We start from the raw sequence: 26,458 nt of genomic DNA, 5'->3' as shown, positions 1-26,458 counted from the left end.
TTTTCTATTTAATTGTTTCGTTCATTTTTAATTGTTCATCAATCCAACTCTGGTCCTGTATCAACCTGAAGGTTCTCACTACAGCGAAATTGGTTATCTTGAAGTATTCAAACCTCAACCCATATTGATGAGTTTTAAGCTTATCAAATACATTTTTTTGGATTGTTTTGGGAGTTATATCAACCAAATCCTTTCCATAGATAAAATCAGATATTTCACTCATTACAATGTTAGCTATAGTGCTTTCCGGATGGAATAGGGACTTGTACAGTTCTTCAATTGACCCTATGGAGTATCCTACGGCACCATTAAGGGTAACCGTCTTTAAATCCTTTGTGGTGAGTGTTTGCATGGATAGCGGGACCACCCTTAACCTTGACTCTTGGATGTATACACTATCAAAGTAGGGTATCTTGAAGTAAACACCCTTTTCCACTTTTTTGATGCGTTTTCCAAACCTGACTATCAACCCTGTTTGCCACGGTTGAACTATTACCCAAAACTTTACACTTTGTAGTAGGTATTGGATGAATTCTTGTATTTGGTTCATACCTAAGTTTTAAAATTCATTACAGCATATTAGCTGTGTTTTTGTTTCCCTTTCGGCAAAATCCTTGAAGGATTCTATTTTCTTATATCCACCAGAATAATCTTCTTCATTATAATCTTCTTCATCTTCATCCGGTTCAGGTTCGTTAGGATCTATCAAGAAATAGGCTGACAAACTTTCTATGGGTATTTCCGTGATAATGGCACCTTCAAGGTTACCACAATCTGTAAATGACAAATAAAACTTATCGGATTCTTCCCTGTTTGGTGCTAAAACCCATTCTTTGAATGCTCCACTTAGATATGGGAATTTGTATTCAAATACCTTCATATTGCTCATACCTCAACTTCGTTTTCTTGGTTAATCAAATCAAGCACCGTGGGGGCGTTAAGCTCATATTCCAAGCCTTTTAGGTAGAAAAGGCCATCATCGTAGTAATCCGGGTTCAGTTCAGTTGAAATTGCGTTTCTGCCCATCTTCATGGCCATGTAGGGGGTGGAAAACAATCCCCCAAAGGGATCATTGATCATATCTCCCTTGTTGGTGAACCTGTTGATTAACCTTTCAATGATGTCCAACTGAAGTGGACAAATATGCTTCTCCTTTTTTCTGTTGGCCTGATTTGCATTCAGGGTTTTCATGCGATTGATGTCGGTCCACACCAAATCATTTCCGGATGTGGGGGGCACTGTCATAAATAGCTTACTGAGCCTTCCCAGCTTATCCAGATCGTTACATACCCTCAAATGCTCCTGAAAATCGTATATGTGGCTTTTATCGTAGTTTCTCCACATATTGAACACATACTTCATATCGGCCTTTTGAAGCTCATCAAAGCTTAGAAATCGGTTTCCTGATGATTTCCAGTAGGCGTGTGCATCCAATTGCCATAAGCTCAACAGGTAATCATCTATTTTCTTTACCACTGGATCATCAGCATAGGAATTTGATTTGTTTGTTGGTGCCTTTCTGAACAGTAGGATGTACTCAGGAAGGCCAACACCCATTTTTGTAGCATCCTTGCGCTGTTCACCCCATGTGAGCCGATATGTTTGGTTGTTTTCCCTGACTACGTCCGTGGTAACGGTAATCTTTCCAACTAAATGGAAACCGTGTCTTTCAAAATGTGCAACCGTCTGTCCGGAAAAGTCCTTTATCGTTGTGAAGCCTAAATTGTTCTGGTGGCTGTACTGGATCCTGTCCTTTACGTGGATGGCGGCAATGCGCCCAGGTTTCAATGTCCTTAACAGGTTGGGGGTGAGATGGTCCATTTGTTGGAAAAAGCCATCATTGCCGTAATTGTGGCCAAAGTCGTTGTAGTTGTCACTGTACTCATAATGGTCACCAAATGGAATGCTGGTAAGTATCATGTCCGTACTGTTGGATTCCATTTCCTGATGGACCAACACGGTATCATCATTGTATACCTTCGAGCCGGCTACCTCGGCATAACGCCTGTTATTGAACATCTGTCTTTTCATATCTGATTTGATCTTATCTGAGTTAAGGCCAAATTCACGTACCAAATTGACCATGGCCACCTGCAGTTCAATATGGCGTTTCCATTTTTCCATAAATACGGTCCATACCTCATGTTCGTTGTTGGTATAGATGAAATGGGAATCCACTGGAAAAAGCTGGCCGAATCTGTAGATCCTGTGTATTGCCTGGATGGTATCGTTGAACTTGTAATCAATTCCCAAGAATATGGATGTGTGGCAGTGTTCCTGAAAGTTGCATCCTTGTCCTGCTATCACCGGTTTGGTAAGAAGTATCTGGAACTTTCCCTCACTGAACTCTATAAGCTGTTTTTCCTTTTCAATGTTGGATTGGGAACCGTACACCGATTTGAAGGTGATATCCTTCCTTTTGGACAGTTCCTTTTCCAATGCCAACCTTTCAGCTTCCCTATGGTGCCAGATGATATAGTTCTTGGTTGGATCCTTGTCCACTATCTCCATGGCCTTTTGAACCCGGATTGAAATGCTGTCCCTTTTTTCACGGGAACAATCAACCAAGCTTTTGGTAATATCCTTTACAACTATCAAACGCCCATCCTTATCATAGATGGGTTCAGTGGTATAGTTGTTCACCACATGTTCAATTACGTTCAGTGGTGGTAGGATGTATCCTGTATCATCAAAGCCCAGATCACTTGGTTTGTTGATGAAAACAGCCCATGTGCTTACCCATTTCCAGAATTCTTCTTTCTTGTTTTCGTAAAGGGTAAGGTTACCTGCTTTGGTACTGTCACGTTGGAAGAACCTTGTTAAGGCATGTCCACGGTCAACAACTCCTAAGAAAACGGCATAGTTCAGAATTTCAATGTAGTTGTTGGGTGTTGGTGTCGCAGTGAAAACAAATCTATAGGGCACTTGGGTAAAGTAGTCCAACACATAGTTTGTGGTTTCAGTCTGCAGGTTTCTTAATATGGATGCCTCATCAAATGATACCCCACCAAACTTTGTAGGGTCAATATCTCCCTTTCGTATTCTTTCGTAGTTGGTTAGGTAGATTTTGGGTTGGTAATTTTTTATGGTTTCGGTATCGGATATGTATTCTACTTCATAACCGGTGTTTAGCTTTAAATTGTCCCTTTTGAATTCGCCAACCACTCCCAATGGCATACCAATAAGGAACGGTTTGTTGGTATGTTTGATTATCTGTTTGGCAATCTCAAGCTGCATGAAGGTTTTGCCCAGACCAAAGGAAGCAAAACAGGCACGCCGGCCACCTTCAACCATCCATGGCACTATGGCCTTCTGGTGGTCGAACAGTGCCTTGGACAGCTGCTTTTGTCTTAAGGGAAACCCAAAGTCCTGGGCAGCTATTATCTTGCTTTCTAAGAAGTCTACGTAGTTGGACATTGGCTAGTTTGAATTCAGGATTTGAATTTTTGATATTTCTTCTTCAGATAAGGTTTTCCAGCCTTGGGTTCCTTTCCAATCAAATGGTATGATTGGTTGTACGTTTTCATAAACATGGCACCACAGATATGGATTATACTTTACCATGCATTTTTCTTCATCTTTAGGTTGCATTGGTCTTACAGCTACCAAATCACCTATTGCAATGGCTTTACCATAAAGATTTGCATCTACATTATGCTTTATCATGTTTTCAGTAACCATGTGGCCTGAGATAAGACGGGTATCTTTTATTGAATAAGGTTGTTTGCTGGCACAGATCAGAACTTTCCCCCTATATCGGGTATTCCAGGTTCTTGTTTCTATTTTGCCATACAACATCAATGAAGCATAGGGTTGTTTCCAACTTAATGCCCTGATTTCTTTTGGTATTTCATTGATCATATAATTAGTTTTAAAATGGCACTAGGCTTCACACGCTTTTAGGGTCTTGCTGAAGAAGAAAGGCGTGTTATCTGATGTTATAGAAACGGCAATTAGAAATACACCCTTCCACCTTAGTGCCATTGATTGTTTTTATGGTTTACATAGGCATCTAAGCCAATTGATATCCAACCCGAAACCAACCATTAAATAGGTTTCAAATCCTCCCCTGTAAGCATTGTCAAAGTCCACGTTTATCCAGGTATCTTCACCAACCTTGAAGCTGTTCCTGATGGTTATGAGCGGATATATTGCTTGGTGTTCAATGTTGTATCCAATCCCCGGACCAACATCCAATCTGTAATTCCTTTCTTCTATCCGGTATTTGATGTTCAACTCTGTGGTGAAGTAGGAATCGTTCTTTACCATGGTGCTCCTGAAGTTTGCACCAACCCCTATCTTACCAATGAACTCCGTATGGCCAACATCCCATGATAAGGTGTTGCCATCCAATCTATCCTGTATGTCAACTACACCAGCATTCAAATGAAGCTGGGCACTGATAATGGTGGGAAGTATCAACAGTATGTAAAATGTTTTTTTCATATCTACCTTTTGAATGATTTAATCTGGGCACGTAATTGTTCATGCCTTTCAAATTCCACGGGGAAGTTTTTCTTTTGCCACTCCCTTCTTGCGGCTTCATGGGCTTGATAATCCTTTAAGCAAAAGCTGGTTGTTGAAAACCATTTACCGTTCCTGCAGATATCAACTTCTTCACAGTTATCCGGAAAGGAAAAATGTGTGTGGTTTGGCCATCCACCCTTTCTTAACTTTCGTATACCAATACCAAAGTGGTTTGATATGTAAAATGAGTCTGAATCCCTGTACCAAATCTTTAATGCTTCAATTATGGCGTAATCATGCCCTAGATTTATACTGCGCTGCTGATCAACTTCAAAGTTTGACCAATACAATGGACGTTCCTTTTCTTCAGTTACCTTGATACAAACAGCTTGAACCTTTACAACCTCACCCTGCCATTTCAATGGTATTTTTCCTAAATTCTGTACAGCTGGTTTCTTCATGGTCAATTGTTTGAAAATTGAAGGTCTAATCCATCCTTTTTCTTATGGCGGTTCCGGCACCGTATAACTATTATCTTAGTATCCCAACACAGTTCCGTTCTGCCCGTTTCTTTAGCTTTCTTAACACTTACATCATGGCTACAGTCCAATGGACCTGAATTGGCATTGGCACCACATTCTTCACAAAAGTTGTAACCGTATTCATCCCTTTGGTTTTGAAGAACCTTGGCCTTTGCTTCACGGGTACGGCTATCTATTGTGGATTGGCTTACCCGTTCACCATCTGATGTGAAGTAGTGGTTCATGCGAAATGCATCTTTATCTTTTCCCAACCAAATTGACCCCTCAACAATCCTAAAGCCTCTTTTAAGGGATATTCTGTTTTGGTAAGGTTTCGCTGGGCCATGAAATTGGAACAGCCACCACTACATGCACCGGTCAATAACCTAAATTGATTGACTGTTATGGTTTGGGTTGACTTGATTTGGTCAACCATATCTTCAACATTGAATGTTTCCTGTAGAAATTTGAAATTGACATCCTCTACAGCTTGACGGATGGTATCAGCATGTGCCCAAAATTTATCCTTGTTGGCCACATAACATTTTCTATTGGTGTTGAAGAACTTACCCTCAAAAATGTTGGTATCTGATACCTTTTTCTTACTTCTCATTATGGTGGCAACACCATCAACCATGTGAATGGTCTTATTGCCCTGGGTAATCCTGACCCCATCCAGAAACGCCCAATCACCGATGTGGGTCACGCTGTTGGGTATTTCTACCTTGGTCAATTGGTTGTAGCGAAACGCCCCAGAACCGATGTGGGTCACGCTGTTGGGTATTTCTACCTTGGTCAATTGGTTGTAGCGAAACGCCCAATCACCGATGTGGGTCACGCTGTTGGGTATTTCTACCTTGGTCAATTGGTTGCTTTCAAACGCCCCAGAACCGATGTGGGTCACGCTGTTGGGTATTTCTACCTTGGTCAATTGGTTGTAGCGAAACGCCCAATCACCGATGTGGGTCACGCTGTTGGGTATTTCTACCTTGGTCAATTGGTTGCTTTCAAACGCCCCAGAACCGATGTGGGTCACGCTGTTGGGTATTTCTACCTTGGTCAATTGGTTGTAGCGAAACGCCCCAGAACCGATGTGGGTCACGCTGTTGGGTATTTCTACCTTGGTCAATTGGTTGCTTTCAAACGCCCCAGAACCGATGTGGGTCACGCTGTTGGGTATTTCTACCTTGGTCAATTGGTTGCTTTCAAACGCCCAATCACCGATGTGGGTCACGCTGTTGGGTATTTCTACCTTGGTCAATTGGTTGCTTTCAAACGCCCCAGAACCGATGTGGGTCACGCTGTTGGGTATTTCTACCTTGGTCAATTGGTTGTAGCGAAACGCCCCAGAACCGATGTGGGTCACGCTGTTGGGTATTTCTACCTTGGTCAATTGGTTGTAGCGAAACGCCCCAGAACCGATGTGGGTCACGGGCAACCCCTGTATTTCGCGAGGGATTTTAATTTCCCTTATTTTATGATCATTAATCCCCTCTATTTGAACGGATTCACCATTAATGGTTTTATAAATAAATTTTTCCATGATTGAATTTTTTAATCTTTATGAAGCAACAAAGGCAACACCATTATTCTTTTTCCATCACCATCCTTAAGAATCAAAGCCCTGTTAGATTCGGTCATGTTCAACACAACCTCATCCAAGTCAATGCAGTTGAGGGCTTTCAAAAGGAAATGGGCATTGAACCCTATGGGTAAACCACTCCCATCCAATGTACCTTCCACGTATTCCTTGCCTTGGGTATTAAATGCGGGGTCATTGGCGGATACTAGGGTAATATCATTGGATACATCAAAACGGACACCCTTTTCCTTCAGGCTGGCATATACGACTGAAAGCCTATTGAGTGCACCCAACAAAGCCTCCCTATCACAAGAAAACTTGGTCGTGAATTCATAGTTTGGCATAACCCTGTCCGTATCCGGAAACTGGCCATCGGTCAACAACATTGAAACTGTTGTCAAATCATCTTTTACAATCAGTGATTTTTCAGTGTATCCAATTGAAGCCGTGGCACTGTCAAATTCAACCGTTTCAAAGTATCCCACACATCTATTTGGCAACAACAAACTGAATTCTTCATCCGTTTCACCAAGGATGTTTTCATATACACTGTGATTATCTGAAGCAACAATTTTTAAATGGCCATTTTTGCCAAAAATGTGGACATTGAAGAACATCCTTAAATCATCATTGTTGGTGAATTTTTTGGCCTCGATGATAGCTTCAAAAAATTGGTGCTTATCGAGCCCTAAATCTTTAGCCCCGGATTCAAAATCAACCGTTGGAAATGCGTTAACATCATCCAGTGGAAGTTCATAGGTGCTATGGGAAAGGTTTATGATTGCAATCTTATCATTAACCTCAACTTCGATGTTCGGTGCCACCGCGTTCTTTACAATGGCCGTGAACATCTTATGATCAACACAGAAAGTGCCATCAGTATCAGATTCAACCTTTAGACTGGTCTGGGCAGTCTTTTCATAATCGGTACCGGTAATGGTCAGTAACCCATCATTTGTTTCAAACATGGCACATGCCAGTATTGGTGTTGAGGGGTTGTTCTTTATACATGGTGCTATCCTGCCCATGGCATTTAAGAATTGCTTGGTGTCAATTTTTATTTTCATGCCTGTACAGGGTTTAAGTGGGTTTCAATGAACTTTTCTAGGTTTTCAATACCTATTTGGTCAAAGTTTTCAAACAGGGATTCCACCCTTATATTCTGATGTACCTTATCCAAGTGTTGGGAATATTGGTTGGCCTCAGCTTCATCCAACAATTCCCTTAAATCTTCGTTGGAACCTTCCAACCCAACTATCTCAGATAACACTGTATCAGAGCAGCTGATTGCAGCATTGAGATTGGTCATTATTAAACCAGTATCAATGTTGGGGTGGTTTTCCTTCAAAATTTTTGTTTGCCTAATTGCTGCATCCAAATGGCCTTGTAGCTTATTGATTGACATACCACTAATGATTTACAGGTTCAACTTTGAACGCAACTAATGAAAGGAAGGGGCGCGTACCGTTGTTTTGGGTATCAACAAGCCTTCCACGTAGGGCACAGGTAACTTTGTAGTTCTTACCTTCTTCAAAATCATCCAGTAAATCAGTGTTGTGCTGCAACAATTCAATACCGTAGTAGTTGGGGTGTTGTTCAACCGTGGCTATGATAACCTCAGCTTTCTGAAATCCGTTTTCACCATAGGTTTGGATTTCACCTTTTTGATGGCATGCGCCAATTATTTCAACATTCATATTCAATAGTTTATATTAATTCTTGCTTTACTTTTCGCTTTCTAAAAAACCCTTTGTGTTGGGGGTGTTCGTTTTCAAATAGACGGGCATAGAAGGCAGTGTAATTGTTGTTGATCTTATATCCATCTTCCTTTACATCACCTTTGGTTTCCCATCTGATTCTTTCACAGATGCCTTTGGCACCATAATTTTTAAAACCTTTTTTGATTGCTTCCAGGGTAATTTTTTTGAACATCCTGTACACCTCTGGATACTTCCGGTGAAATGCCAAAAACTTTGTTTTCAATGACGGTTCCACATCGTTCATTAATTCTTCCACTGAAATTTGATCGGTCCACATAACGGTTACTTTTTTTTAAATCCATCTACTATCGTGAACACCAACAGATAAATGCACAGGTAAACCCAAAATGCTGTTTTGTAATGGCCCTCAATCGCCTTTAAAAACTCTTCCATCTTTATCTACTTTAGCATCCAGTTTTTGCTGTTCTTCTTTATAATGTCGAAGCCTACCACGCCAATAATTCTTTATATCTTCCAACAATACAGGGCGGTTGGTATTGACCTTATCGAGATAGAACAAATGATCATTGATCTGTCTGATATGTTCGCTTGGGTTCTTCACTGCCATTTCATTTATCTTGGTACGGCATAGCCGGCATGTTTCCCGTTCACATCAAATATTTGGTAGTGATAGCTTCGCTTTGATCGTGCGTAACCATAGGCTTCCAATAGATCGGTGAAGGTTTCGTTGTTATCTTTGTCAATCGGCACTTGGCAACCCTGATCTTTGAAGAACCTTTTGCTTTTCATACCACCGCATCCTTATAGGGCACCCCATGGATGCGTTCAAACTCCAATATCACACTGCTGAAAATGAACTTTCCCTGTTTTTTGGACGGGATGATCTTGCTTTCCGGGCTGTTCTTTTCCCTATAGAATTCCTTTTCGGACAACCCAAGTATTTCAATGGCCTCAGACTTGGAAAGGATTGCTTTCCTGACATCCTGCCTTTGGCTGGCCATCATCTTGTTAAATACCTTTTTGTCCACTATTACTGAATCCATATTCTTTGGGTTAATAGGGGCAAGCCTAGACCCGCCCCCATCCTTCAACCAACCAAACTCTAATCATCAATTCCAAGTACCCTTTCATATTCCCTTATTTCATTCATTAGGTCCAGATGTTCATTCTCAAGTACATTGTGAACTTTGGCAGCAACTTCTTTTGCTATTCGCATCTGTTCCGTAGGGGAATACTCGTTGGCATTGTTTATTATGGTGTTCACGCAATTGTGAACCGTATTTTCTATTTCGCTTTCACGGCTTTGGGTGGGGAATACAGCCGTTACCAGATTACTGAATGACCATTTCATCTTGCATCAGCTTTTCAAAGGTTTTGATATCGGTCTTTCCTTGGGTGATGCGTTGGCCACAGTTTTCCACTGCACGCTGCATCAAGGCCACGATTGCCTTTTCATTGGATTTGGCCAAATTGTTATGTCCATATCTCACCAAATCCACTGTGCTTACCGAAACGCTGTATTGTTCGGCTATTTCCCTTACATCCTGCTTGTGGATGTAATCGGTAAGGAACGCCACCATTTTACGGGGCAGTGGCTTACCATAATGCTGTTCCTTGAACTTACACATGGCCCAAGGTTTGATTTACCACAGTGTCAACTTTGTTTTCAAACTGGACCTGTTCCAGTTCAGCTTCTGAATAAACATCCACCTTAACATTGCCAGTTGGTAAGTGTTTGTGGATGATTGTCAATCCGGTTGATGTTTTCATAGGTGTTTCTTGCGTTTTAAAGGAAAATCAACGCAATAGTTCAAATGATTCAGGCTTTTGCCTTATATTGCGCTAACTAAATGTTTAATACAATATTATGTGATATATTTCACATGATGTGAATTATATCATGTGAAGTTATTAACATGTTATCAACATTTTGGATTTGACCGGAAAAGAGATAAGAGAAAAACGACTTGCTAAAGGTTGGTCACAGGAACAACTGGCAAGCCTTACTGGACAAACGAGGGAGACCGTAAATAAGCATGAAAACGGAAGTAAAATTCCGATGTCAAAACAAAGCGCTTACAAACGTGCCTTTCATGGATTATCCATGGATCATATTAAATCGAATGTGAAGGATGTCACACAAGAATACGATGCCCCAACAATTATTTTGGATGATAGTCTATTTGAAAGACCGGAAGATGTTGGTAGATTGATAGGGTTTTTGTTCAAAAACAGGGATAAGATGGAAAAGGATGTTCTGGGATCAAGATTTCTACATGAAATAAGGGTTGAAGGGGAAGATAAATTTATCAGTAGATTGATTGATTCAGCAAAGAAGTTGAATTCTGAAAAGGCCGATATTTTGAAGGAAATTGTTTTGTCAAATAAGATTACGAGGGATTAGACCCTTATTATTTCCATAAGTAAACATTCCAGATCATTGGGTAGGCCACCTTCTTTGATTTTGCCGTGAAGCTTATTTAATTCCCCATATTTGTTCAACTCTTCCCAAAATTCCAATTCCTTATCATTGCGCTGGTTTTCTTTCTCTGAAATTCTCTGGTCGAGTTCCAATAACACTTGGTCGTATAGGCTTTGATCGAGTTGCTTAAGCACCTCAACACCTTTTCTTCTGACCCTTCTACTTCTAAAAAGATCAGTCAATGATTTCTTCAGCTTTATCACGTAGTCGTTCTTCAAACTCTTTGGTTTCTTTTTGTATTTCCTTTCTGACATCATCACCGGCTTCATCAAACAATGTTGGTTTTATAGCGTGTTTCAACAGCCTTTTGTAGTATGTGTTTCGCATTTCTACCATAAAATCCAAAAAGCTTTCACGGATTTTGGCCAATTTATTTTCTTGGTTTTTACTTACATAGAAAGCCGCAACCGAAATGGATAGTCCTAGAATCCATAGTACCACCTTGTACATCCATGGCCGTAAATCATTCTCCGGGAAGAATATCCACGCTAGAAAGAATCCCACAATACTGCCATAGGATATTGCCTTGAAATTTTTTTCAGTTCTTTCTGAATTTTTATAACGGGGCAGACTTTTTATCAACTCATAATAAAGGGCACACAGTATCAACGCTATTCCAAAATTGTAAATAAACTTGTGCCATGATGGGAACCCCGATATTCTGGCGTTTTCCCTTATAATTTGGTGTAGTTCTGATTTTGATGATTCCTGGGCACGTAAAGTTTGAATCTCTGATTCTATGATACTGGAACCTTCTTTGAATTGGTCAAACGGTATTGAACCGGTCCTAAAGTCCTTGGAAAGTTGTATGAGTTGGTTTTCATTGTCTGATATCTGTTCCCTTACCAAATTCAATTGATTTTGGGATTCAGATACTTCTGGTTCAGTGAAGGGAAGAAATAAGTGGATGGACCAAACAACGGCCACTAGGACCGTTGTTATAAATGGTATGGGTTTCCTGACAATTCTATCCGTCACCGTCTTTATCGCCAGTGCTAGAGCCACCATCCTTTCCCGTGGCCTGATTGTCCATTTTTTTGATTTCGACTGCGAGGTTGTCATTTTCTTGATTGTCCGCTTCACAAGAGGTCAACATTGTCAATCCAAATGCAAATACGATTACAAAAATTAATTTTTTCATGTTCTTGAAATTTTAAGGGTTAAACATCCCTTAATCTATCTCAAAAACAGACACTTGTAAGTTGTTGGGGAAAATACTTATCAAGTTTTTATTAAATGTTTTGGGCGTACAATATAAATGGTTTTTCTAACCCACCATTATACAAAAACCCTAATTTTTTTATAGGTTTTCCCTAATAATCACAATTCATCGTTAAAAACCACACTTTAATCGACCATAAATTTTTTATGGTGATGTTTAAATATCTTAATGGTAAATAAACTACTCTAATGACAAAGAAAAAAATCGTTTGGGTTGCAATCTCAATACCTCTAATTTTATTGATAATTGCAGCTTTACAAGGAATTTACAAAGCACAGAATATGCAAAATGACCCATTAAATCTAGGACTTGAATATCCAAAATCACTGATTGGAAAACCAACTCCTTTTGATAAATGGATGGAATGGGGAAGTCCTGAAACCTTGGATGGAACAAATAACGAATATTGGGGCATATACCTTCCAAATGCAAACCTGACATTGATAACTTCAAAAGATTCTCAGATTGTAAAATATGCTTCATTTTCTAAAGTTGATGTGGTGGATAAAATAGAAGAATTGGAAAAATCCAATTAATGAGTTTTTCTATTGTTATCTTAATATCAGAAAACAAATCAGTATAACTATCATCAGCATTAACAACGCAATTATTATGGGTTTTTTAATGCGTAAATAGGACTGTTTCTTTTTACGGATGTCTTTTTTATATATCCTTTCGTGTGGTGTGCCGTTTGGATCAGCTAAGAAATCAGCCATTATCCATACCACTTCGTTATAGGTCAAAGGGTCGTTATCAAAAAGTTCATTACCTAGGTTTGTGTTGGAAAAGAACCTGTCCGCTAATTCAATGTTCCGTGTTGGCACCATAATAAAGATGTTACTTTTTTCGGGTTATTATTTTTTTCATTACCCTGTCCACCACCCTATCCGGTAGACGGGCACCATATCTGGAAGAAACACCCTGTTTTGAATGCCCTTGTATCTGCTTGATAGTACCTTCGTGTATTTGCAGCTGGTCACCCCACGTTTTAAAAATGTAGCGGGTAGATTTCGTGTTCATCCTATCTTTCAGTTCTAAATCTTCTGAAATCTTTTTTAGGGCACGCCTGGTATTGTTGATGTAGTGGCTATATGATTCCTTATCATTTGGATGGGGGATGAAGGAAAACACCCTGTCCCTGTAAGGGGTTCCGTGCTTCTTTATTATTTCCATCGCCATTGGGGTCAAAACATTGTCAATTGTTGGGCCACCGTTTGGGTGTCTGCGGTTTTTATATCGCTTGAACCTTATCCGGCCATTCCTGATGTTTTTTTTCCATTCCAGCAATGCTATATCAACAAAGTCATGGCCACCAATATAGAATTGGAACAACCACATATCACGTTTCTTTATCATTTTCTTGGCCGCTGATTCCCTCGTGAACTTATGCGGAGTGAAGTTCTTCCATTTTTTCATTTCATCCACCGTCATTTCCACAGGATCCTTTGAAACCGATTCATTGATAAGTCCCTTAAATGGATTAACGGATTTGATGCCCAGGGACTCACGCTTTTGGGCAGCAAGATAAACTGTTCTTAAGGTTCTCAGGTAAAAGCTTACACCACCGGTGCCACAATCATTTGCATACTTATAATTGGAAAATTCATTCAAAAACTCATAGTTGATGTCATTGATGGCCATATCATCCACTAACATAAAATCTTTCAGTTGTTGTTTGGTGTCAACAAAGGCTTTGATTGACTTCTTTTGCGAAATCCTTTCCTTTATAAATAAATCCCAAAACTCAAACAGCATTGCCTCATTGTCACCTTCCAAAGACCTCAGCTCTTTTTTTAACTGCAGTATCCGGGTTTCCCTATCATCAATACCGTTCTTTATCAATTCAAATGATTCAATAAGCCCTAAATTGTTCTCATTACAGTAATCTACCTCACGGACCAATTGAAATTCCCTGTCCAATAGTTTCTTCTTCAATCTACGGTAATCCGGATGCGATTTAAGCAGTCCATTGTCGCCCCAATGTTCAATGCTTGAATACTCTTTTAGGGATAAATATTTACGGCCATCATTATATATCCTGATTTTAATGGGATAACCTTTGCTGGTTTCCCTCCTGGTATCCAATATTATTTCTGCCTTTGTAGCCATGATTTGCACAAAATTTGCACACAAAACAGCTTAAATGTACCCAAATTGACCTTAATTGACCAAATAATTAGGTGTGGAATATTTAACATGGAAGTGGTGTGGAAATAAAAAACCCCCGTATTTACAGGGGTTTGAGAGGTGGTGATCGCGACAGGATTCGAACCTGTGACCGTCTGCTTAGAAGGCAGATGCTCTATCCAGCTGAGCTACGCGACCCAAGTTTGCGGGTGCAAAGATACTAATGTCAATGGTTGTAAAAAATATTTTTTTTATTTCTTACGGTCTCCCCGCTAATCAAACATTTGGCTAGTCAAACCCTATCTCCCCAATGCCTTTGTGACTGATTTTTATAACTTCCAATGGCTTTTTGTCCCAGGTCATGTCCTGCTCCACAAAATATTTTGCCATTCCAGAAGTCTCTTTTTCTGTCAAGATTCTTTTAAAATCGATATGGCCTTCCCCAACAGGAGCAAATTTACCTTCATCATCCATATCCTTTACATGCCATGACTTAAACCTTCCCGGATATTTTTCGAAGTAAGCCACTGGATCGGCCTCTGCCTTGGTAACCCAATACAAATCCATTTGAAAGTTCACATATTTTGGATCTGTGTTTTCCAATAAATAGTCAATGGGCACTATACCTTCGTCGTTCTTTTTATATTCAAAATCGTGGTTGTGATAGAGCAATTTCAAACCAGCGGCCTCACATTTTTTCCCCATTTCAGTTAGGATTTCTGCTAAATTGGCAACAGTACCCTTCATGCCCATTGTTCTGTTTTCAGCATTAAAAGTGAAAAGCCCCATAGGAGGCACGGGAATAGCAAAATATTCAAAACCTGCCGCTTTTACTGCTTTAATTTCCTCATCAATATTATCTAAAGTTGCGGACCCTTGGTGAGTACTAACGGGTTTTAACCCTAAACTTTCCAGATAGGCCTTAAAATCTTCCGGCGACATTCCATAGAATTTTCCTTCATTATATCCGGCCGCCTCAATATAGGCATACCCTGCATCGGCCACCTTCTTTAAGGTTGTTTTGGGGTCTTTACCCATATTGTCCCTCACCGTATAGAGTGCCAGTCCGCCAAAGTTTTCCTGCGCAAAAATTGTAATCGTAAAAAATGCCAAAAAAAGGGTTAGCATTCCTTTTGTAGATAAAATCCTGTTCATTGCTATTGTTTGTAGTTAATTGAAGTTTAATATGGCAACAATATACTGCTTTCCTTGCTAAATTCTTTTGTATGGATTGAGAATAGTACTATTTATAAACTTAAGGTTTAAGGTGTAAAAATCGTAATAGTGCTGAAACACAAAAACATCGTCAATGAATCATTGACGATGCCATAAATTATAAAAAAACGTTATGAAATTCTAAGTTTCCTTGATTACCAAGGTAACATTTACTTTAATATCATTGTCCACCTTGATCATACCCAGTGCCTTGCGGGGCGGCTCTAGGCCAAAATCGCTCAAACGGAGCTGCAAAGTACCGCTTACACAGATATTCTTTTGATCCTCGCATTTTAGGTTTGCTTTATATTGACGAGTAACTCCCGCGATGATGATTTCCATCCCAACACCAATTTCGTTGGTTTCCTGTTTTGGAGGTTCAACATACAAAAGGCGTAATTCCACTTGGGGATGCGATTCGGTCTTGAGCAACTCCCTAAAATCCTTGTTTATCATTTTACCGCCGCAGTCAAAACAATCATTTTCCAGTTCGAGTTTTGCATTCTCAAAAAGAATACGGTCGGATCGCTCATTGTAGATCATACGGATGGGCAACTCAAGCCTTTGTAAATTATACTTACAATTGAAAGTGTTTACATTGGTGGTTCCTGAAATGACCACCTCACTTTCTGAGGCTACTGAAACCATCATTTCTCGTTCAGGGTCTGAAAACCCCACAGCCAGTACAAGAATGGATGCTGCCGAAAAGCTTTTGATGGTATGTGGAACCAAAGGTATCATGATACTTAAATATACAATTTTTACATTTTAAGACCTAGGGCAATGCTGCCCTAGGTCTGATCAACTAACATTGGAAGTTTAGAAACTGATTACAGCTTCCAGTAAAACTCCTTTAAATTCACCGTCATGGAAGATACTTGTGGTATCGTATCCGTCGTATTGTTGGTTTACGTATTCCAATTTGGCCAAAATATTCTTGGTCAAGAATACACCGCCACCAAGTTGGAACCTATCAATTGTTATTTCCGAACCGGATGGGTCATCTGAATTAACTGTGTTGTAGCGAGTACCCAAGTAGAAGTTTTCATTGTTTCCAAACCTGTAAATCAATTCACCGGCCAATTGGGTTGCTTTCCTATCATCAGTTTCCGCATCAGTCTTACCTGAAGCAGTCTCAAAGGTTCCAAAGAACTCCAATCCTTTCCATTTTACAAATGGATTGATCATAAAGGCAGTGATCTCATTGTTAAATCCTGGGTTGTATCTACCAGATCTAAAATTGCTGGTTGCTGAAGCATCAACATCTTCCATCACTAAGTAATATCTAGAACCTGCACGGTCTGCACTGTAAAGATAAGTCCTAGCCGATTTATTTGTGCTATAGACAGAACCTGTGAGTCGTAATCTCAAGTCTTCGTTCACTTGACCATCATAGCCCAACTTAGCTAATATTGATGCTCCAGTGGTCTCTGGATTGTTCACTGCTTGGTTCAATTTTCCATTGGATAGCCCAAACATACCAATGAACCCATTTTTTCTGAAGTACACCTCACCACCAACCTCTGTGGTAAATGCATCCATGATCAAGTTGCCTACAAAAGGATTGTACATCGCCTGGGAGTTATCACTTCTTCTAAAGTGAGCATCGCCATAGTTGTTTTCCATGTGACCCACTTTAATGGTCAAGTACTTCATGGCTTCTTCCAAGAACCCAGGGCTTATGAAGTCCAAGTTATCTACTTGAAAATATCCTCCTTTTACATAAGGTTCTGGGTGGTGACGAGAAGACAAATAGGTTCTCAAGTGCATCCTCACACCTTTGGCCAAGGCCACATCCAGGTCCAAGTTTGCTGTTGCCAGGTTGAAGTTATCGCCTATGGGAATAAGCTCTACGGCTCCTGAGTTCTCATGGTCCAATGCTTGAAACTGTAAGGTAGATGAACCTCCCACCCTTACTTTTACACCATCAAAGGTGCTTACTGTATCCTTGGGAGCTTCAAAAACATTGATCCCATTTTTGTCGGGCGATCTAAAGTTGTCCAATTGACGACTTTGTGAATACCCCGATAGGCCTACTATAAAAGTAGCAGCCAATAATCCATATTTCGCAAAATTTTTCATTGTTGTAGATTTATTTAGTTGAGTATTAAGATTAAATTATTTCCAAACTGTATTAAAGTGAACCTCGATCTCATCACCGGTGGTAATGGTTCCCAAAAGTGCTTTTGGAGGTTCAATGTTGTAATCTGTCATTTTTAAAGGTTTCTTGCCCTCCAACAATACCTTGCTATCGGTAACGGTTAGGTTAAAAGGCAGGTCTATGGTATTGGTGGTCCCCGAAATGGTGAGGTTGCCCGTGGCAACAACCCTGTATTTGTTGGCTGTGGATACAACAGGTGAAATACTTTTCACTTGTTTCAACTCAAATACAATTTGCTTATAGTCATCTGTATTGAGTGCTTTATACGTGTTCTTGTCCATGGCCCCTTTTCCACTCTTTAAACTCTCGGCTTCCACCGTAAATTTTAGGGAATTGATTTTTGGGAGTTCACCTGTATTATCCAATGAAATGGAACCTGATTTCTGTTCAGCAACTTCTTCCCAATCATGGAGGGTGGAAGTTCCTGTTACCGTAACTTCTCCTTCTCCATTGCTGAGCTTATGGCTCTGTGCGGAGGTTGCTATTGGAAACAGGCCCAATGCCATTACAAGGATAACTGCATGCAGTGAAAACTGACGATTTTTAATGTGTGATTGCATAGTATTAGGTTTTTTAATCGGGACAAAGTTCATACACCGAATATTCCTAAAAGATGATAAATGTCAGTGTTTTCCCAAATTGCTGGTTTTTACTGATCTAAATCATATAAATCCTATAGTTATTTGATTTACAACTTATTACATTTCAATATTTTTCTTATCGTCACTTAAAAGTCAAACCCTTCATAACAAATGAAAGGTTTTCCCTTCTTGCAGCACCTTGAATTTAGGTGCATGAAAGCTTAATAGGTAAAACCCTGATTTTTATCATGTTCTGAAGTGTACATAGCTGCTACTTTTACACGTAGATTTTTAACATGAAGTACAATCATAATAGACAAACAATGGAAACACTTACTGATAAAAACCTCAGCGTGTACACCTTCGGCAACAAAAAAGCGGATGGGAGTCGCAAAATGAAAAATCTATTGGGAGGTAAGGGCGCCAATTTGGCTGAAATGAGCCGAATAGGTATTCCTGTGCCCCCCGGATTTACCATCACCACTGAAGTTTGTACACAATACAACGAAGAAGGCAAAGAAGCCGTCATTGCTCGAATTGAACCTGAGGTACGTTCCGCAATTACCAACATTGAAGAAACCATGGGGGCCATTTTTGGCGATGATGATAATCCTTTATTGATTTCGGTTCGTTCTGGAGCACGCGTCTCCATGCCCGGCATGATGGATACCGTTCTCAACCTTGGGTTGAACGATGAGTCCATTAAAGGAGTCATTAAAATGACAGGCAATGAGCGTTTTGCCTGGGATTCCTACCGCCGATTCATTCAAATGTACAGTAGTGTGGTCATGGGGCTCAAACCAGAATCCAAGGATGACCTTGATCCCTTTGAAGAGATTATCGATCATTTAAAGGATAAAAGAAGGATTGAGCAGGATACCCAATTTACTGTTCAAGATCTTCAAGATCTGGTATACGATTTTAAGGATATTGTTAAAAAAAGAACCGGAAAACCCTTCCCCAACAATCCATGGGACCAGCTTTGGGGCGCCATTACCGCCGTATTCGATAGTTGGAACGGTGCTCGCGCCATCTATTACCGAAAAATGCACGGATACCCAGAAGATTGGGGTACCGCGGTGAACGTTCAGGCCATGGTATTTGGCAATATGGGAGAAGATTCGGGAACCGGGGTATGCTTTACCCGGGATGCCGGGACCGGGGAAAATGTGTTCAACGGGGAATATCTTATCAACGCCCAAGGTGAGGATGTGGTCGCCGGAGTCCGAACCCCGCAACAAATTACTTTGTTAGGCTCCCAACGTTGGGCCAAACTTGCCCAAGTGGAGGAGGAAGAACGCAAGGAAAAATATCCTTCCTTGGAAGAGTTGATGCCCGATATCTACAAGGAACTTTTTGAATATCAAAATAAACTGGAAACACATTACCAAGATATGCAAGACATGGAATTTACCATTCAACAAGGTAAACTCTGGATCTTGCAGACCCGTAACGGTAAACGTACCGGTGCCGCCATGGTAAAAATTGCCATGGATTTGCTCAAAGAAGGCCTTATAGATGAAAAAAAGGCAATGATGCGCATAGAGCCCAACAAACTGAACGAACTCTTGCATCCCATCTTTGACCCTGAAGCTTTACAAGAAGCCGATGTCATTGCCCAAGGTTTACCTGCCTCTCCCGGTGCGGCCACTGGTCAAATTGTGTTCTTTGCCGATGAGGCGGATAAATTCAAGAACAGTATTTTGGTCCGTATTGAAACCTCTCCCGAAGATGTAGAAGGTATGAACATAGCCAAAGGTATTGTTACCGCCCGTGGGGGAATGACCTCCCACGCCGCTGTGGTTGCCAGAGGTATTGGTAAATGCTGTGTCTCTGGAGCGGGTGCCTTAAAAATCAACTATAAGACAAGAACCCTTAAAGTGGGTGACCACGAATACCATGAAGGAGATTGGATATCCATCAATGGCTCCACAGGAAATATCTTGGAAGGTAAAGTTGCCACCAAGGAACCCGAATTAAGCGGTGAATTTGCCGAGTTGATGGAACTATCCGATAATTATGCCACCATGGAGGTACGTACCAATGCCGACACCCCTAAAGATGCCCTTATTGCACGGAATTTTGGGGCAAAAGGTATCGGTTTGACCCGTACTGAGCACATGTTCTTTGAAGTGGACCGTATCAAGGCCATGCGGGAAATGATTTTGGCCGATACCATTAAAGGTCGTAAACAAGCCTTGAAAGAATTATTGCCCATGCAACGCAACGACTTTGAGGGAATCTTTAGGGCGATGGAAGGCTATCCTGTAACAATACGACTATTGGATCCACCTTTGCACGAGTTTGTGCCCCATCAATTGGCCACACAAAAAGAATTGGCCGAAGAATTGCATATTTCCTTAGCTGCCGTAAAAAGCAAAGTGGCCGAATTGGAAGAGTTTAACCCTATGATGGGCCATAGAGGATGTAGATTGGGAAATACCTATCCTGAAATTACCGAGATGCAGACACAAGCCATTTTGGAAGCTGCCCTAAAAGTGAAAAAGGATGGTATCACCGTTAAACCTGAAATCATGGTGCCATTGGTAGGCACCGTGGAAGAGTTTATGCAGCAAAAAGCAATCATTGATGCAACAGCTGAAGAAGTTTTCAAAAAACGCAAGGATACGGTGGAGTATACCGTTGGTACAATGATGGAAACCCCAAGGGCCACGTTGATCGCAGATAAAATTGCGGAAAATGCCGATTTCTTCTCTTTTGGAACCAATGACCTTACCCAGATGACTTTTGGCTATTCAAGGGATGATTCAGGAAAATTTCTCCCTATATATCTTGAAAAAGGCATCCTAAAAGCAGATCCTTTTGAAATATTGGATCAAGAAGGTGTTGGACAATTAATTGAGCTAGGCACCCAAAGGGGTAGGGAAAGCCATCCAGGCCTTAAGGTAGGCATTTGTGGGGAACATGGTGGCGAACCCAGCTCCGTGGGCTTCTGTCAAAAAGTGGGCATGAACTATGTGAGCTGCTCACCCTTTAGGGTGCCCATTGCCCGGGTTGCCGCAGCACAAGCGGCCTTGAACAATAATTGACCAATCGACTTTTACTTGGTTGAATCCCCGGTTTTGGAATAATTAAAAAGCCGGGGATTTTTTATGCTCAAAATTTTAATTTGTATTCACGAACTTAGCACAGTCTCAACAAAAAGGTATGAGCAACGAAAAAACGGCGATACGAACCACCTATTTCAGTCTCCTTGGAAATGTTAGTTTGGCCCTGATAAAAGGTTTAGCTGGTTTTTTCGGAAACTCCTATGCGCTGATTGCGGATGCCATAGAATCGACCACGGATATTTTTTCTTCCTTTTTGGTCTTGTTGGGCTTTAAATATGCGGAAAAGCCCCCAGATGAAAACCATCCGTATGGTCATGGTAAAATTGAACCGTTGATCACCTTCATTGTCGTAGCTTTTTTGGTAACCTCTGCAACCATCATAGCCTATGAAAGCATTCAGCACATACAAACGCCACACAAAGTTCCAGAACCATGGACATTGATAGTTTTGGGAGGTATCATTCTTTGGAAAGAAATTTCATATCAAGTGGTCATCAGAAAAAGCAAACAAACCCAAAGCTCTTCCCTTCGTGCGGACGCATGGCATCATAGAAGTGATGCAATAACTTCGGTAATGGCATTTTTGGGCATTTCCATAGCGCTCATTTTTGGAAAAGGGTTTGAAACGGCCGATGATTGGGCCGCCCTTCTGGCGTCGGTCTTTATTCTGTATAACAGTTATTTGATTTTTCGTCCGGCGCTAGGTGAAATCATGGACGAACACCTATATGATGATTTGATTTTGGAAATCAGAAAAAAATCCTCCGAAGTGGAAGGAATTTTGGGTACGGAAAAATGTTTCATCCGTAAATCTGGAATGAAATACCATGTAGACCTGCATGCCATTGTGGATGCCAAAATCACGGTGGAAAAGAGTCATTGGATCGCCCATCAGCTAAAAGACCATTTAAGGGATGAAATTCCCGAACTGGGGCATGTTCTCATCCATATAGAACCTAATGAATACACCTATAAATAAGCCTTTATACTTTGGGTTAGTTGATAAAATGAACTATCTTTTTCATCTAAACCCACCAACATGACCAAGATTCATTTTTTCCTTTGCAGTTGTATCCTTTTATTGATTTCCTGCGGTCCAACTGAAAAATCAAAATACAATATCGCTATAAGTTTTGATGCAACCGAAAGCCCGGAAAACAAAGACGGCAGATTGCTATTGATGCTTTCTACAGACGACAGTAAAGAACCCCGTTTCCAAATCAATGATGGGCTAAACACACAACTCATCTTTGGGATGAACGTGGATGGCATGGCTCCCGGCGAATCCATTGTATTCGATGAATCCATTTTTGGTTACCCCTACCCTAGTTTAAGCGATGTTCCTCCCGGGGAATACAACGTGCAGGCGCTTTTACATGTGTACGAGACCTTCAATTTATCCACTGGGCATACCGTAAAACTGCCCATGGACAATGGTGAGGGACAACAGTGGAACACTTCACCCGGTAATTTATACAGCAAACCGTTCAAAATTAAGATTGGGGGGGATGGAATTGAAAATGTATCGGTGGTCATGGACCAAGAAATCCCATCCATTCCAGAGCCAGAGGATACGGAATGGATAAAGCATGTCAAGGTGAAATCCGAAAAATTATCGGAATTCTACGGAAGGGATATGTATTTAGGCGCCCATGTGTTGTTGCCCAAAGGTTTTGCGGAACATCCTGAAGCAAAATATCCGTTGATGGTCTTTCACGGACATTTCCCCAGTGATTTTGGTGGCTTCCGAACTACGCCACCGGACCCTAACTTGGAACCTGAATATTCGGCACGATTTGATTTGGAGGGCTACAACATCATACAACAACAAGAAGCCTATGATTTTTACAAGCGCTGGAACGAGCCTGATTTTCCACGTTTCCTCATAATAGAGATTCAACATCCCACCCCCTATTATGATGATTCCTACGCCGTGAACTCTGCAAGTCAGGGCCCCTATGGCGATGCCATTACCTACGAACTCATCCCGGAAATTGAAAAACAATTTCGCGGCATGGGTGAAGGGTGGTCCCGTTTTCTTTATGGAGGTTCAACCGGTGGTTGGGAAGCTTTGGCCGTACAGGTTAAATATCCCGAAGAATACAACGGCTGTTTTGCCGCCTGCCCGGACCCCATCGATTTTAGGGCCTATTGCCTTACCAATATTTATGAAGATGATAATGCCTATTATTACGATGCCCCCCACAAAAGATTGGAGGTTCCTTCCCATCGAAATTATTTAGGGGATATTCAATCCACCTTATTGCAAGGCAACCATTTGGAGTTGGTTTTGGGTGATAAATCCAGGTCAGGTCAACAATGGGATATTTGGGAAGCCACCTATTCACCACAAGGTGATGATGGTTACCCAGTGCGTATTTGGGATAAAATGACGGGAGACATTGACCATGAAGTAGCGGAATACTGGAAAGAAAACTACGACCTTCGGCACATTTTACAACGTGATTGGGACAAATTGGGACCACAGTTAAAGGGGAAAATCCATATTTACTGTGGTGATATGGACAACTACTATCTCAATAATGCGGTCTATCTAATGGAAGATTTTTTGGAGAGCACCACCGAACCGTATTATGAGGGCGAAGTGTTGTACGGTGACCGTGCCGAACACTGCTGGAATGGAGACCCAGAGCTGCCCAATGCCATAAGCCGTTTACGGTATAATTCCATGTACGTTCCAAAAATCATGAAACGTATTGCCGAAAGTGCGCCGCAAGGTGCCGATCTAACGAGTTGGAGATACCAATAGAATACTTCAATGCTGTAGAAAATAAGGCAATCTGTGCCCTACTGACGCATCTCAATGTAAGCCAGCCCTAAGTGATTTATATTTGTTTTATGAATCAGATGCTGATACCTATTCTTATTGCCCTTTATGTTCTTATTGCCTTGACCATGGTGGTAAGCTTATTGTTCAATGGGGTCAGGCCAAGTAAGACCTTAGCTTGGCTTTTGGCCATTTTCACAATTCCGGTTGGAGGCGTTCTTCTCTACATCTTATTTGGACGAAATAGGAGAAAAAACAAGATGTTTTCCTTAAAGAACCGGTTTGACTCTAAAAATAACAACGGTGCGATACATTGTGCTCCAGAGGTTTCGGCAAACAAACTTAAAATTACCCAACTCATCAACAATACCTCTTGGTGCCCGGTTACCTGCCATAATCATCTGGAATTGCTCAAAGATGGGAAAAACACCTTTGAGAGCATTTTTGAGGCATTGGAGGATGCCAAGGAACACATTCATCTTCAATATTACATCTTTGAGGACGGAGAATTGGCAAACAAACTTCTCCAAGTATTTGAAAAGAAAATAGCTGAAAATGTTACCATCCGACTTTTGTACGATGGTATTGGCAGTTACTCGCTGAGCAAAAAATATCTGAAAAAACTTAAGGCAATAGGTGTGGAAACTGCACAGTTTCTTCCCTTTAAATTTGGAAGGTTCCTGAGTTCCCTAAATTACAGGAACCATAGAAAAATCATCGTAATTGACAATAAAGTGGGATTCACCGGAGGAATAAATATATCCGATAAGTATTTAAAGGGAGACCCCGCTCTTGGCAAGTGGCACGACACGCATCTAAAAATTGAAGGTGAGGCCGTTGATTTCTTGAACAAAACCTTTATTAAAGATTGGTTTCTCGCCAGTGGAAACAATGTGGATACTTCAACCTTTAAAACATTTCCCACTTCAGAAAAAGGGTATTCGTTACAAATCGTCCCAAGTGGTCCGGATGATGATTTTGATGTGATGGAGCAGGCCTATTTTTCCATCATAAACAGCGCAGAAAGGTATCTCTACATTGTAAACCCATACATTATACCCAACCATGCCATTTTACAGGCCCTTATAACCGCGGCATTGAGCGGGGTGGATGTCAGGATTCTCATGTCTACCACAACAGATATCAAACTGGTGGATTGGTGCGTTAGGGCCTACTTTGAATCCTACCTAAAGGCAGGCATCAAAATTTACATGTATGCCGATGGTTTTCTGCATAGTAAAGTAATGCTGTGCGATGATGAGATAGCCAGTATTGGGACGGCCAACTTGGACAATAGAAGTCTACAACAAAATTACGAGGCCCAAGTCTTTGTGTATGACGAAGCCCTTTGCCAACAAATGAAATCCAATTTTTTGAACGATTGTGAAAAATCCGTCATTCTTGCGGATTATGAAAAACACAAACAAAGGCATTGGTTCAAAAAGTTGATAGAGGGCTTTGCCAAATTGTTGAGCCCACTTTTATGAGACAAAGGTTTCATAACCCAACTCATTCTTACAGCTTCTCCCCTCTTGCCAGCAATCTAGGTTGTATATGGTGGTTTCAGCAATCCGGGCCAAGGCTTCCTTGGTGGCAAAGGCTTGGTGTGGCGTAAGCAGTACATTGGGCAAAGAAAGGAGCTCCAAAAGTTGCTCGTCTTTTATTCCGGTTGAACTGTTGTCTTTGAAAAAAATACCTTCTTCTGCCTCATAAACATCGGCGGCATAGCCTGCCAGATTTCCTTTTTTAAGCGCATGGATAACGTCCTTCGTCTTTACAATGGCACCCCGGGCCGTATTGATGAGCAGGGCATCCTTCTTCATTACTTTTAGCAAGGAGTTTCTAAAAACATGGTGGGTATCGTAAGTAAGTGGAGCATTGATGCTTACAATATCCGATCTTTTGCACAATTCTTCCAAACTTACATACTCTAGGTCATAATGGTTCTCCAAAAATTGGTTCTTTTGAACATCATTGGCCAATAGCTTGCATCCAAATGCATGGAGAATCTTCACTACGATGGAACCTATCCGCCCAGTTCCAAACACACCCACAGTTTTTCCGTTTAAATCAAATCCCACTAAATCATCCAATAAAAAGTTGTGTTTGTGGACCTGTGCATCAGCCTGAATCAGTTTACGGTTCAAAGCCAACAATAGTCCCACAGTGTGTTCCGCAATGGCATGTGGGGAATATTCTGGGGCATAAGCCACTCTAAGACCTATTCGCTTTGCGGATTTAATGCTGACATTGTTGTAGCCGGTTGCCCTTAAGGTGATGTACTTTACTCCCAAATCCTTCAAGATTTCAAGCACTACCAAAGAGGCATCGTCATTGGAAAAGATGGAAATGGCCTCGTAGCCCGCTGCCAAGACCGCCGTATTCGGATTCAATGCATCTGGCACAAAGGTAATCTTGTGTTTGCCGTCATTGGCCTTTTTAATGTTATCAATCTCAAAATGCTTTGCGCTGTAAACTAGTACTTTCATCTTTGGTTTATTACAAATGGAACTCACATAC

Annotated in this window: 33 protein-coding genes and 1 tRNA gene; 6 read left to right on the top strand and 28 right to left on the bottom strand. The window is 41.0% G+C overall.

The genetic code is table 11. The features are described 5' to 3' along the window. Positions 1 to 4: 4 nt before the first annotated feature. From FG28_RS14530 to FG28_RS20635, 18 genes are all read right to left on the bottom strand, one after another. Positions 5 to 550, bottom strand: a complete 546-nt coding sequence (locus FG28_RS14530) for an SPFH domain-containing protein (protein WP_036383995.1) — start codon at positions 548 to 550, stop codon at positions 5 to 7. Between the two features lie 9 nt (positions 551 to 559). Continuing rightward, the gene (locus FG28_RS14525) at positions 560 to 889 is read right to left on the bottom strand and encodes a hypothetical protein (protein ID WP_036383993.1); all 330 of its coding nucleotides are present in this window, start codon (positions 887 to 889) and stop codon (positions 560 to 562) included. Continuing rightward, positions 886 to 3,417, bottom strand: coding sequence for a DNA methyltransferase (locus FG28_RS14520; RefSeq protein ID WP_036383990.1), 2,532 nt, complete (start codon positions 3,415 to 3,417; stop codon positions 886 to 888). The genes FG28_RS14525 and FG28_RS14520 overlap by 4 nt, the downstream gene beginning before the upstream one ends. A 3-nt stretch (positions 3,418 to 3,420) precedes the next feature. After that, positions 3,421 to 3,861: a hypothetical protein gene (locus FG28_RS14515; protein ID WP_036383987.1), complete on the bottom strand. Its 441-nt coding sequence runs from the start codon at positions 3,859 to 3,861 to the stop codon at positions 3,421 to 3,423. Positions 3,862 to 3,993: 132 nt separating this feature from the next. Further along, entirely contained in the window at positions 3,994 to 4,446 is a 453-nt protein-coding gene (locus FG28_RS14510; protein ID WP_036383985.1) for a hypothetical protein, read from the bottom strand. 2 nt (positions 4,447 to 4,448) lie between these two features. Further along, the gene (locus FG28_RS14505) at positions 4,449 to 4,928 is read right to left on the bottom strand and encodes a hypothetical protein (RefSeq protein ID WP_036383983.1); all 480 of its coding nucleotides are present in this window, start codon (positions 4,926 to 4,928) and stop codon (positions 4,449 to 4,451) included. Positions 4,929 to 4,930: 2 nt separating this feature from the next. Continuing rightward, positions 4,931 to 5,233, bottom strand: coding sequence for a hypothetical protein (locus FG28_RS14500; RefSeq protein ID WP_036383980.1), 303 nt, complete (start codon positions 5,231 to 5,233; stop codon positions 4,931 to 4,933). Further along, entirely contained in the window at positions 5,230 to 6,531 is a 1,302-nt protein-coding gene (locus tag FG28_RS20205; RefSeq protein ID WP_051947372.1) for a leucine-rich repeat domain-containing protein, read from the bottom strand. The genes FG28_RS14500 and FG28_RS20205 overlap by 4 nt, the downstream gene beginning before the upstream one ends. Positions 6,532 to 6,542: 11 nt before the next feature. Then, a complete protein-coding gene (gene dnaN / locus FG28_RS14490) occupies positions 6,543 to 7,637 on the bottom strand; it encodes a DNA polymerase III subunit beta (protein WP_036383978.1) in 1,095 nt (364 codons plus the stop codon). After that, entirely contained in the window at positions 7,634 to 7,975 is a 342-nt protein-coding gene (locus FG28_RS14485; RefSeq protein WP_036383976.1) for a hypothetical protein, read from the bottom strand. The genes dnaN and FG28_RS14485 overlap by 4 nt, the downstream gene beginning before the upstream one ends. Before the next feature lie 4 nt (positions 7,976 to 7,979). Continuing rightward, entirely contained in the window at positions 7,980 to 8,267 is a 288-nt protein-coding gene (locus FG28_RS14480; protein ID WP_036383973.1) for a DUF3127 domain-containing protein, read from the bottom strand. A gap of 10 nt (positions 8,268 to 8,277) precedes the next feature. After that, positions 8,278 to 8,607, bottom strand: a complete 330-nt coding sequence (locus FG28_RS14475) for a hypothetical protein (protein ID WP_036383971.1) — start codon at positions 8,605 to 8,607, stop codon at positions 8,278 to 8,280. A gap of 90 nt (positions 8,608 to 8,697) precedes the next feature. Beyond that, complete coding sequence (locus tag FG28_RS14470; protein WP_036383966.1) at positions 8,698 to 8,898, bottom strand: hypothetical protein; 201 nt, start codon at positions 8,896 to 8,898, stop codon at positions 8,698 to 8,700. A 5-nt stretch (positions 8,899 to 8,903) separates the two neighbouring features. Further along, positions 8,904 to 9,080: a hypothetical protein gene (locus FG28_RS20640; protein WP_156102284.1), complete on the bottom strand. Its 177-nt coding sequence runs from the start codon at positions 9,078 to 9,080 to the stop codon at positions 8,904 to 8,906. Then, positions 9,077 to 9,334, bottom strand: a complete 258-nt coding sequence (locus FG28_RS14465) for a hypothetical protein (RefSeq protein WP_156102283.1) — start codon at positions 9,332 to 9,334, stop codon at positions 9,077 to 9,079. The genes FG28_RS20640 and FG28_RS14465 overlap by 4 nt, the downstream gene beginning before the upstream one ends. A 59-nt stretch (positions 9,335 to 9,393) precedes the next feature. Continuing rightward, the gene (locus FG28_RS14460; RefSeq protein ID WP_036383961.1) at positions 9,394 to 9,642 is read right to left on the bottom strand and encodes a hypothetical protein; all 249 of its coding nucleotides are present in this window, start codon (positions 9,640 to 9,642) and stop codon (positions 9,394 to 9,396) included. Continuing rightward, complete coding sequence (locus FG28_RS14455; protein ID WP_036383959.1) at positions 9,623 to 9,919, bottom strand: hypothetical protein; 297 nt, start codon at positions 9,917 to 9,919, stop codon at positions 9,623 to 9,625. Before FG28_RS14455 ends, FG28_RS14460 begins: the two co-directional genes overlap by 20 nt. Then, on the bottom strand, positions 9,912 to 10,061 hold the full coding sequence (locus FG28_RS20635; protein WP_156102282.1) for a hypothetical protein: 150 nt from the start codon (positions 10,059 to 10,061) through the stop codon (positions 9,912 to 9,914). The genes FG28_RS14455 and FG28_RS20635 overlap by 8 nt, the downstream gene beginning before the upstream one ends. 166 nt (positions 10,062 to 10,227) lie before the next feature. Between FG28_RS20635 and FG28_RS14450 the strand changes: the two genes are divergently transcribed. Continuing rightward, on the top strand, positions 10,228 to 10,695 hold the full coding sequence (locus FG28_RS14450) for a helix-turn-helix transcriptional regulator (RefSeq protein WP_036383957.1): 468 nt from the start codon (positions 10,228 to 10,230) through the stop codon (positions 10,693 to 10,695). On the opposite strand, the gene FG28_RS14445 is transcribed toward FG28_RS14450, so the two are convergent. Genes FG28_RS14445 through FG28_RS20630 form a run of 3 tightly spaced genes read right to left on the bottom strand, consistent with a single transcriptional unit; the run spans position 10,692 to position 11,914 of the window. Then, entirely contained in the window at positions 10,692 to 10,991 is a 300-nt protein-coding gene (locus FG28_RS14445; RefSeq protein ID WP_156102281.1) for a hypothetical protein, read from the bottom strand. The genes FG28_RS14450 and FG28_RS14445 overlap by 4 nt on opposite strands. After that, positions 10,948 to 11,751 (bottom strand): hypothetical protein, encoded by an 804-nt coding sequence (locus tag FG28_RS14440; protein WP_231562636.1) that lies wholly within the window; start codon positions 11,749 to 11,751, stop codon positions 10,948 to 10,950. The genes FG28_RS14445 and FG28_RS14440 overlap by 44 nt, the downstream gene beginning before the upstream one ends. Continuing rightward, a complete protein-coding gene (locus FG28_RS20630; RefSeq protein ID WP_156102280.1) occupies positions 11,741 to 11,914 on the bottom strand; it encodes a hypothetical protein in 174 nt (57 codons plus the stop codon). The genes FG28_RS14440 and FG28_RS20630 overlap by 11 nt, the downstream gene beginning before the upstream one ends. Positions 11,915 to 12,183: 269 nt before the next feature. Here FG28_RS20630 and FG28_RS14435 point away from each other — a divergent pair, with 269 nt between their 5' ends. Next, entirely contained in the window at positions 12,184 to 12,531 is a 348-nt protein-coding gene (locus FG28_RS14435) for a hypothetical protein (RefSeq protein WP_036383949.1), read from the top strand. A gap of 301 nt (positions 12,532 to 12,832) precedes the next feature. Here FG28_RS14435 and FG28_RS14425 read toward each other — a convergent pair whose 3' ends face one another. The 6 genes from FG28_RS14425 to FG28_RS14400 all read right to left on the bottom strand — a co-directional run bounded on the left by FG28_RS14425 (position 12,833) and on the right by FG28_RS14400 (position 18,058). After that, positions 12,833 to 14,104: a phage integrase SAM-like domain-containing protein gene (locus tag FG28_RS14425; protein WP_036383945.1), complete on the bottom strand. Its 1,272-nt coding sequence runs from the start codon at positions 14,102 to 14,104 to the stop codon at positions 12,833 to 12,835. Positions 14,105 to 14,243: 139 nt separating this feature from the next. Beyond that, positions 14,244 to 14,320 (bottom strand) — tRNA-Arg (locus FG28_RS14420). 90 nt (positions 14,321 to 14,410) lie between these two features. Continuing rightward, entirely contained in the window at positions 14,411 to 15,277 is an 867-nt protein-coding gene (locus FG28_RS14415; RefSeq protein ID WP_036383944.1) for a sugar phosphate isomerase/epimerase, read from the bottom strand. A gap of 201 nt (positions 15,278 to 15,478) precedes the next feature. Next, positions 15,479 to 16,078: a YceI family protein gene (locus FG28_RS14410; protein WP_036383941.1), complete on the bottom strand. Its 600-nt coding sequence runs from the start codon at positions 16,076 to 16,078 to the stop codon at positions 15,479 to 15,481. A 78-nt stretch (positions 16,079 to 16,156) separates the two neighbouring features. Then, positions 16,157 to 17,419 carry a hypothetical protein gene (locus tag FG28_RS14405; RefSeq protein ID WP_036383939.1) on the bottom strand — a complete coding sequence of 421 codons (1,263 nt, stop codon included), beginning with the start codon at positions 17,417 to 17,419 and terminating at the stop codon, positions 16,157 to 16,159. Between the two features lie 36 nt (positions 17,420 to 17,455). Continuing rightward, positions 17,456 to 18,058, bottom strand: coding sequence for a YceI family protein (locus FG28_RS14400; protein ID WP_036383936.1), 603 nt, complete (start codon positions 18,056 to 18,058; stop codon positions 17,456 to 17,458). 344 nt (positions 18,059 to 18,402) lie between these two features. On the opposite strand from FG28_RS14400, the gene ppdK reads away from it, so the two are divergent. The 4 genes from ppdK to cls all read left to right on the top strand — a co-directional run bounded on the left by ppdK (position 18,403) and on the right by cls (position 25,425). Then, positions 18,403 to 21,129 (top strand): pyruvate, phosphate dikinase, encoded by a 2,727-nt coding sequence (ppdK, locus tag FG28_RS14395; RefSeq protein WP_036383934.1) that lies wholly within the window; start codon positions 18,403 to 18,405, stop codon positions 21,127 to 21,129. Between the two features lie 118 nt (positions 21,130 to 21,247). Next, positions 21,248 to 22,129 carry a cation diffusion facilitator family transporter gene (locus FG28_RS14390; protein WP_036383931.1) on the top strand — a complete coding sequence of 294 codons (882 nt, stop codon included), beginning with the start codon at positions 21,248 to 21,250 and terminating at the stop codon, positions 22,127 to 22,129. Positions 22,130 to 22,189: 60 nt separating this feature from the next. Further along, complete coding sequence (locus tag FG28_RS14385) at positions 22,190 to 23,920, top strand: alpha/beta hydrolase-fold protein (protein ID WP_036383929.1); 1,731 nt, start codon at positions 22,190 to 22,192, stop codon at positions 23,918 to 23,920. 89 nt (positions 23,921 to 24,009) lie between these two features. Beyond that, on the top strand, positions 24,010 to 25,425 hold the full coding sequence (cls, locus tag FG28_RS14380) for a cardiolipin synthase (protein ID WP_036383927.1): 1,416 nt from the start codon (positions 24,010 to 24,012) through the stop codon (positions 25,423 to 25,425). Here cls and FG28_RS14375 read toward each other — a convergent pair. Further along, the gene (locus FG28_RS14375; protein WP_036383924.1) at positions 25,420 to 26,427 is read right to left on the bottom strand and encodes a 2-hydroxyacid dehydrogenase; all 1,008 of its coding nucleotides are present in this window, start codon (positions 26,425 to 26,427) and stop codon (positions 25,420 to 25,422) included. The two genes, cls and FG28_RS14375, sit on opposite strands and share 6 nt — an antisense overlap. Positions 26,428 to 26,458 lie beyond the last annotated feature (31 nt).

Origin of the sequence: Muricauda sp. MAR_2010_75 (assembly GCF_000745185.1) — a bacterium.
Taxonomy (GTDB): Bacteria; Bacteroidota; Bacteroidia; order Flavobacteriales; family Flavobacteriaceae; genus Flagellimonas.
This window is presented reverse-complemented; position numbering and strand designations above follow the sequence as displayed.

Bases quoted from the DNA above. Each gene is read 5' to 3' on its own strand.
- FG28_RS14530 (WP_036383995.1), bottom strand. From the start codon at position 550: ATGAACCAAATACAAGAATTCATCCAATACCTACTACAAAGTGTAAAG.
- FG28_RS14525 (WP_036383993.1), bottom strand. From the start codon at position 889: ATGAGCAATATGAAGGTATTTGAATACAAATTCCCATATCTAAGTGGA.
- FG28_RS14520 (WP_036383990.1), bottom strand. From the start codon at position 3,417: ATGTCCAACTACGTAGACTTCTTAGAAAGCAAGATAATAGCTGCCCAG.
- FG28_RS14515 (WP_036383987.1), bottom strand. From the start codon at position 3,861: ATGATCAATGAAATACCAAAAGAAATCAGGGCATTAAGTTGGAAACAA.
- FG28_RS14510 (WP_036383985.1), bottom strand. From the start codon at position 4,446: ATGAAAAAAACATTTTACATACTGTTGATACTTCCCACCATTATCAGT.
- FG28_RS14505 (WP_036383983.1), bottom strand. From the start codon at position 4,928: ATGAAGAAACCAGCTGTACAGAATTTAGGAAAAATACCATTGAAATGG.
- FG28_RS14500 (WP_036383980.1), bottom strand. From the start codon at position 5,233: ATGAACCACTACTTCACATCAGATGGTGAACGGGTAAGCCAATCCACA.
- FG28_RS20205 (WP_051947372.1), bottom strand. From the start codon at position 6,531: ATGGAAAAATTTATTTATAAAACCATTAATGGTGAATCCGTTCAAATA.
- dnaN (WP_036383978.1), bottom strand. From the start codon at position 7,637: ATGAAAATAAAAATTGACACCAAGCAATTCTTAAATGCCATGGGCAGG.
- FG28_RS14485 (WP_036383976.1), bottom strand. From the start codon at position 7,975: ATGTCAATCAATAAGCTACAAGGCCATTTGGATGCAGCAATTAGGCAA.
- FG28_RS14480 (WP_036383973.1), bottom strand. From the start codon at position 8,267: ATGAATGTTGAAATAATTGGCGCATGCCATCAAAAAGGTGAAATCCAA.
- FG28_RS14475 (WP_036383971.1), bottom strand. From the start codon at position 8,607: ATGTGGACCGATCAAATTTCAGTGGAAGAATTAATGAACGATGTGGAA.
- FG28_RS14470 (WP_036383966.1), bottom strand. From the start codon at position 8,898: ATGGCAGTGAAGAACCCAAGCGAACATATCAGACAGATCAATGATCAT.
- FG28_RS20640 (WP_156102284.1), bottom strand. From the start codon at position 9,080: ATGAAAAGCAAAAGGTTCTTCAAAGATCAGGGTTGCCAAGTGCCGATT.
- FG28_RS14465 (WP_156102283.1), bottom strand. From the start codon at position 9,334: ATGGATTCAGTAATAGTGGACAAAAAGGTATTTAACAAGATGATGGCC.
- FG28_RS14460 (WP_036383961.1), bottom strand. From the start codon at position 9,642: ATGAAATGGTCATTCAGTAATCTGGTAACGGCTGTATTCCCCACCCAA.
- FG28_RS14455 (WP_036383959.1), bottom strand. From the start codon at position 9,919: ATGTGTAAGTTCAAGGAACAGCATTATGGTAAGCCACTGCCCCGTAAA.
- FG28_RS20635 (WP_156102282.1), bottom strand. From the start codon at position 10,061: ATGAAAACATCAACCGGATTGACAATCATCCACAAACACTTACCAACT.
- FG28_RS20630 (WP_156102280.1), bottom strand. From the start codon at position 11,914: ATGAAAAAATTAATTTTTGTAATCGTATTTGCATTTGGATTGACAATG.
- FG28_RS14435 (WP_036383949.1), top strand. From the start codon at position 12,184: ATGACAAAGAAAAAAATCGTTTGGGTTGCAATCTCAATACCTCTAATT.
- FG28_RS14425 (WP_036383945.1), bottom strand. From the start codon at position 14,104: ATGGCTACAAAGGCAGAAATAATATTGGATACCAGGAGGGAAACCAGC.
- FG28_RS14415 (WP_036383944.1), bottom strand. From the start codon at position 15,277: ATGAACAGGATTTTATCTACAAAAGGAATGCTAACCCTTTTTTTGGCA.
- FG28_RS14410 (WP_036383941.1), bottom strand. From the start codon at position 16,078: ATGATACCTTTGGTTCCACATACCATCAAAAGCTTTTCGGCAGCATCC.
- FG28_RS14405 (WP_036383939.1), bottom strand. From the start codon at position 17,419: ATGAAAAATTTTGCGAAATATGGATTATTGGCTGCTACTTTTATAGTA.
- FG28_RS14400 (WP_036383936.1), bottom strand. From the start codon at position 18,058: ATGCAATCACACATTAAAAATCGTCAGTTTTCACTGCATGCAGTTATC.
- ppdK (WP_036383934.1), top strand. From the start codon at position 18,403: ATGGAAACACTTACTGATAAAAACCTCAGCGTGTACACCTTCGGCAAC.
- FG28_RS14390 (WP_036383931.1), top strand. From the start codon at position 21,248: ATGAGCAACGAAAAAACGGCGATACGAACCACCTATTTCAGTCTCCTT.
- FG28_RS14385 (WP_036383929.1), top strand. From the start codon at position 22,190: ATGACCAAGATTCATTTTTTCCTTTGCAGTTGTATCCTTTTATTGATT.
- cls (WP_036383927.1), top strand. From the start codon at position 24,010: ATGAATCAGATGCTGATACCTATTCTTATTGCCCTTTATGTTCTTATT.
- FG28_RS14375 (WP_036383924.1), bottom strand. From the start codon at position 26,427: ATGAAAGTACTAGTTTACAGCGCAAAGCATTTTGAGATTGATAACATT.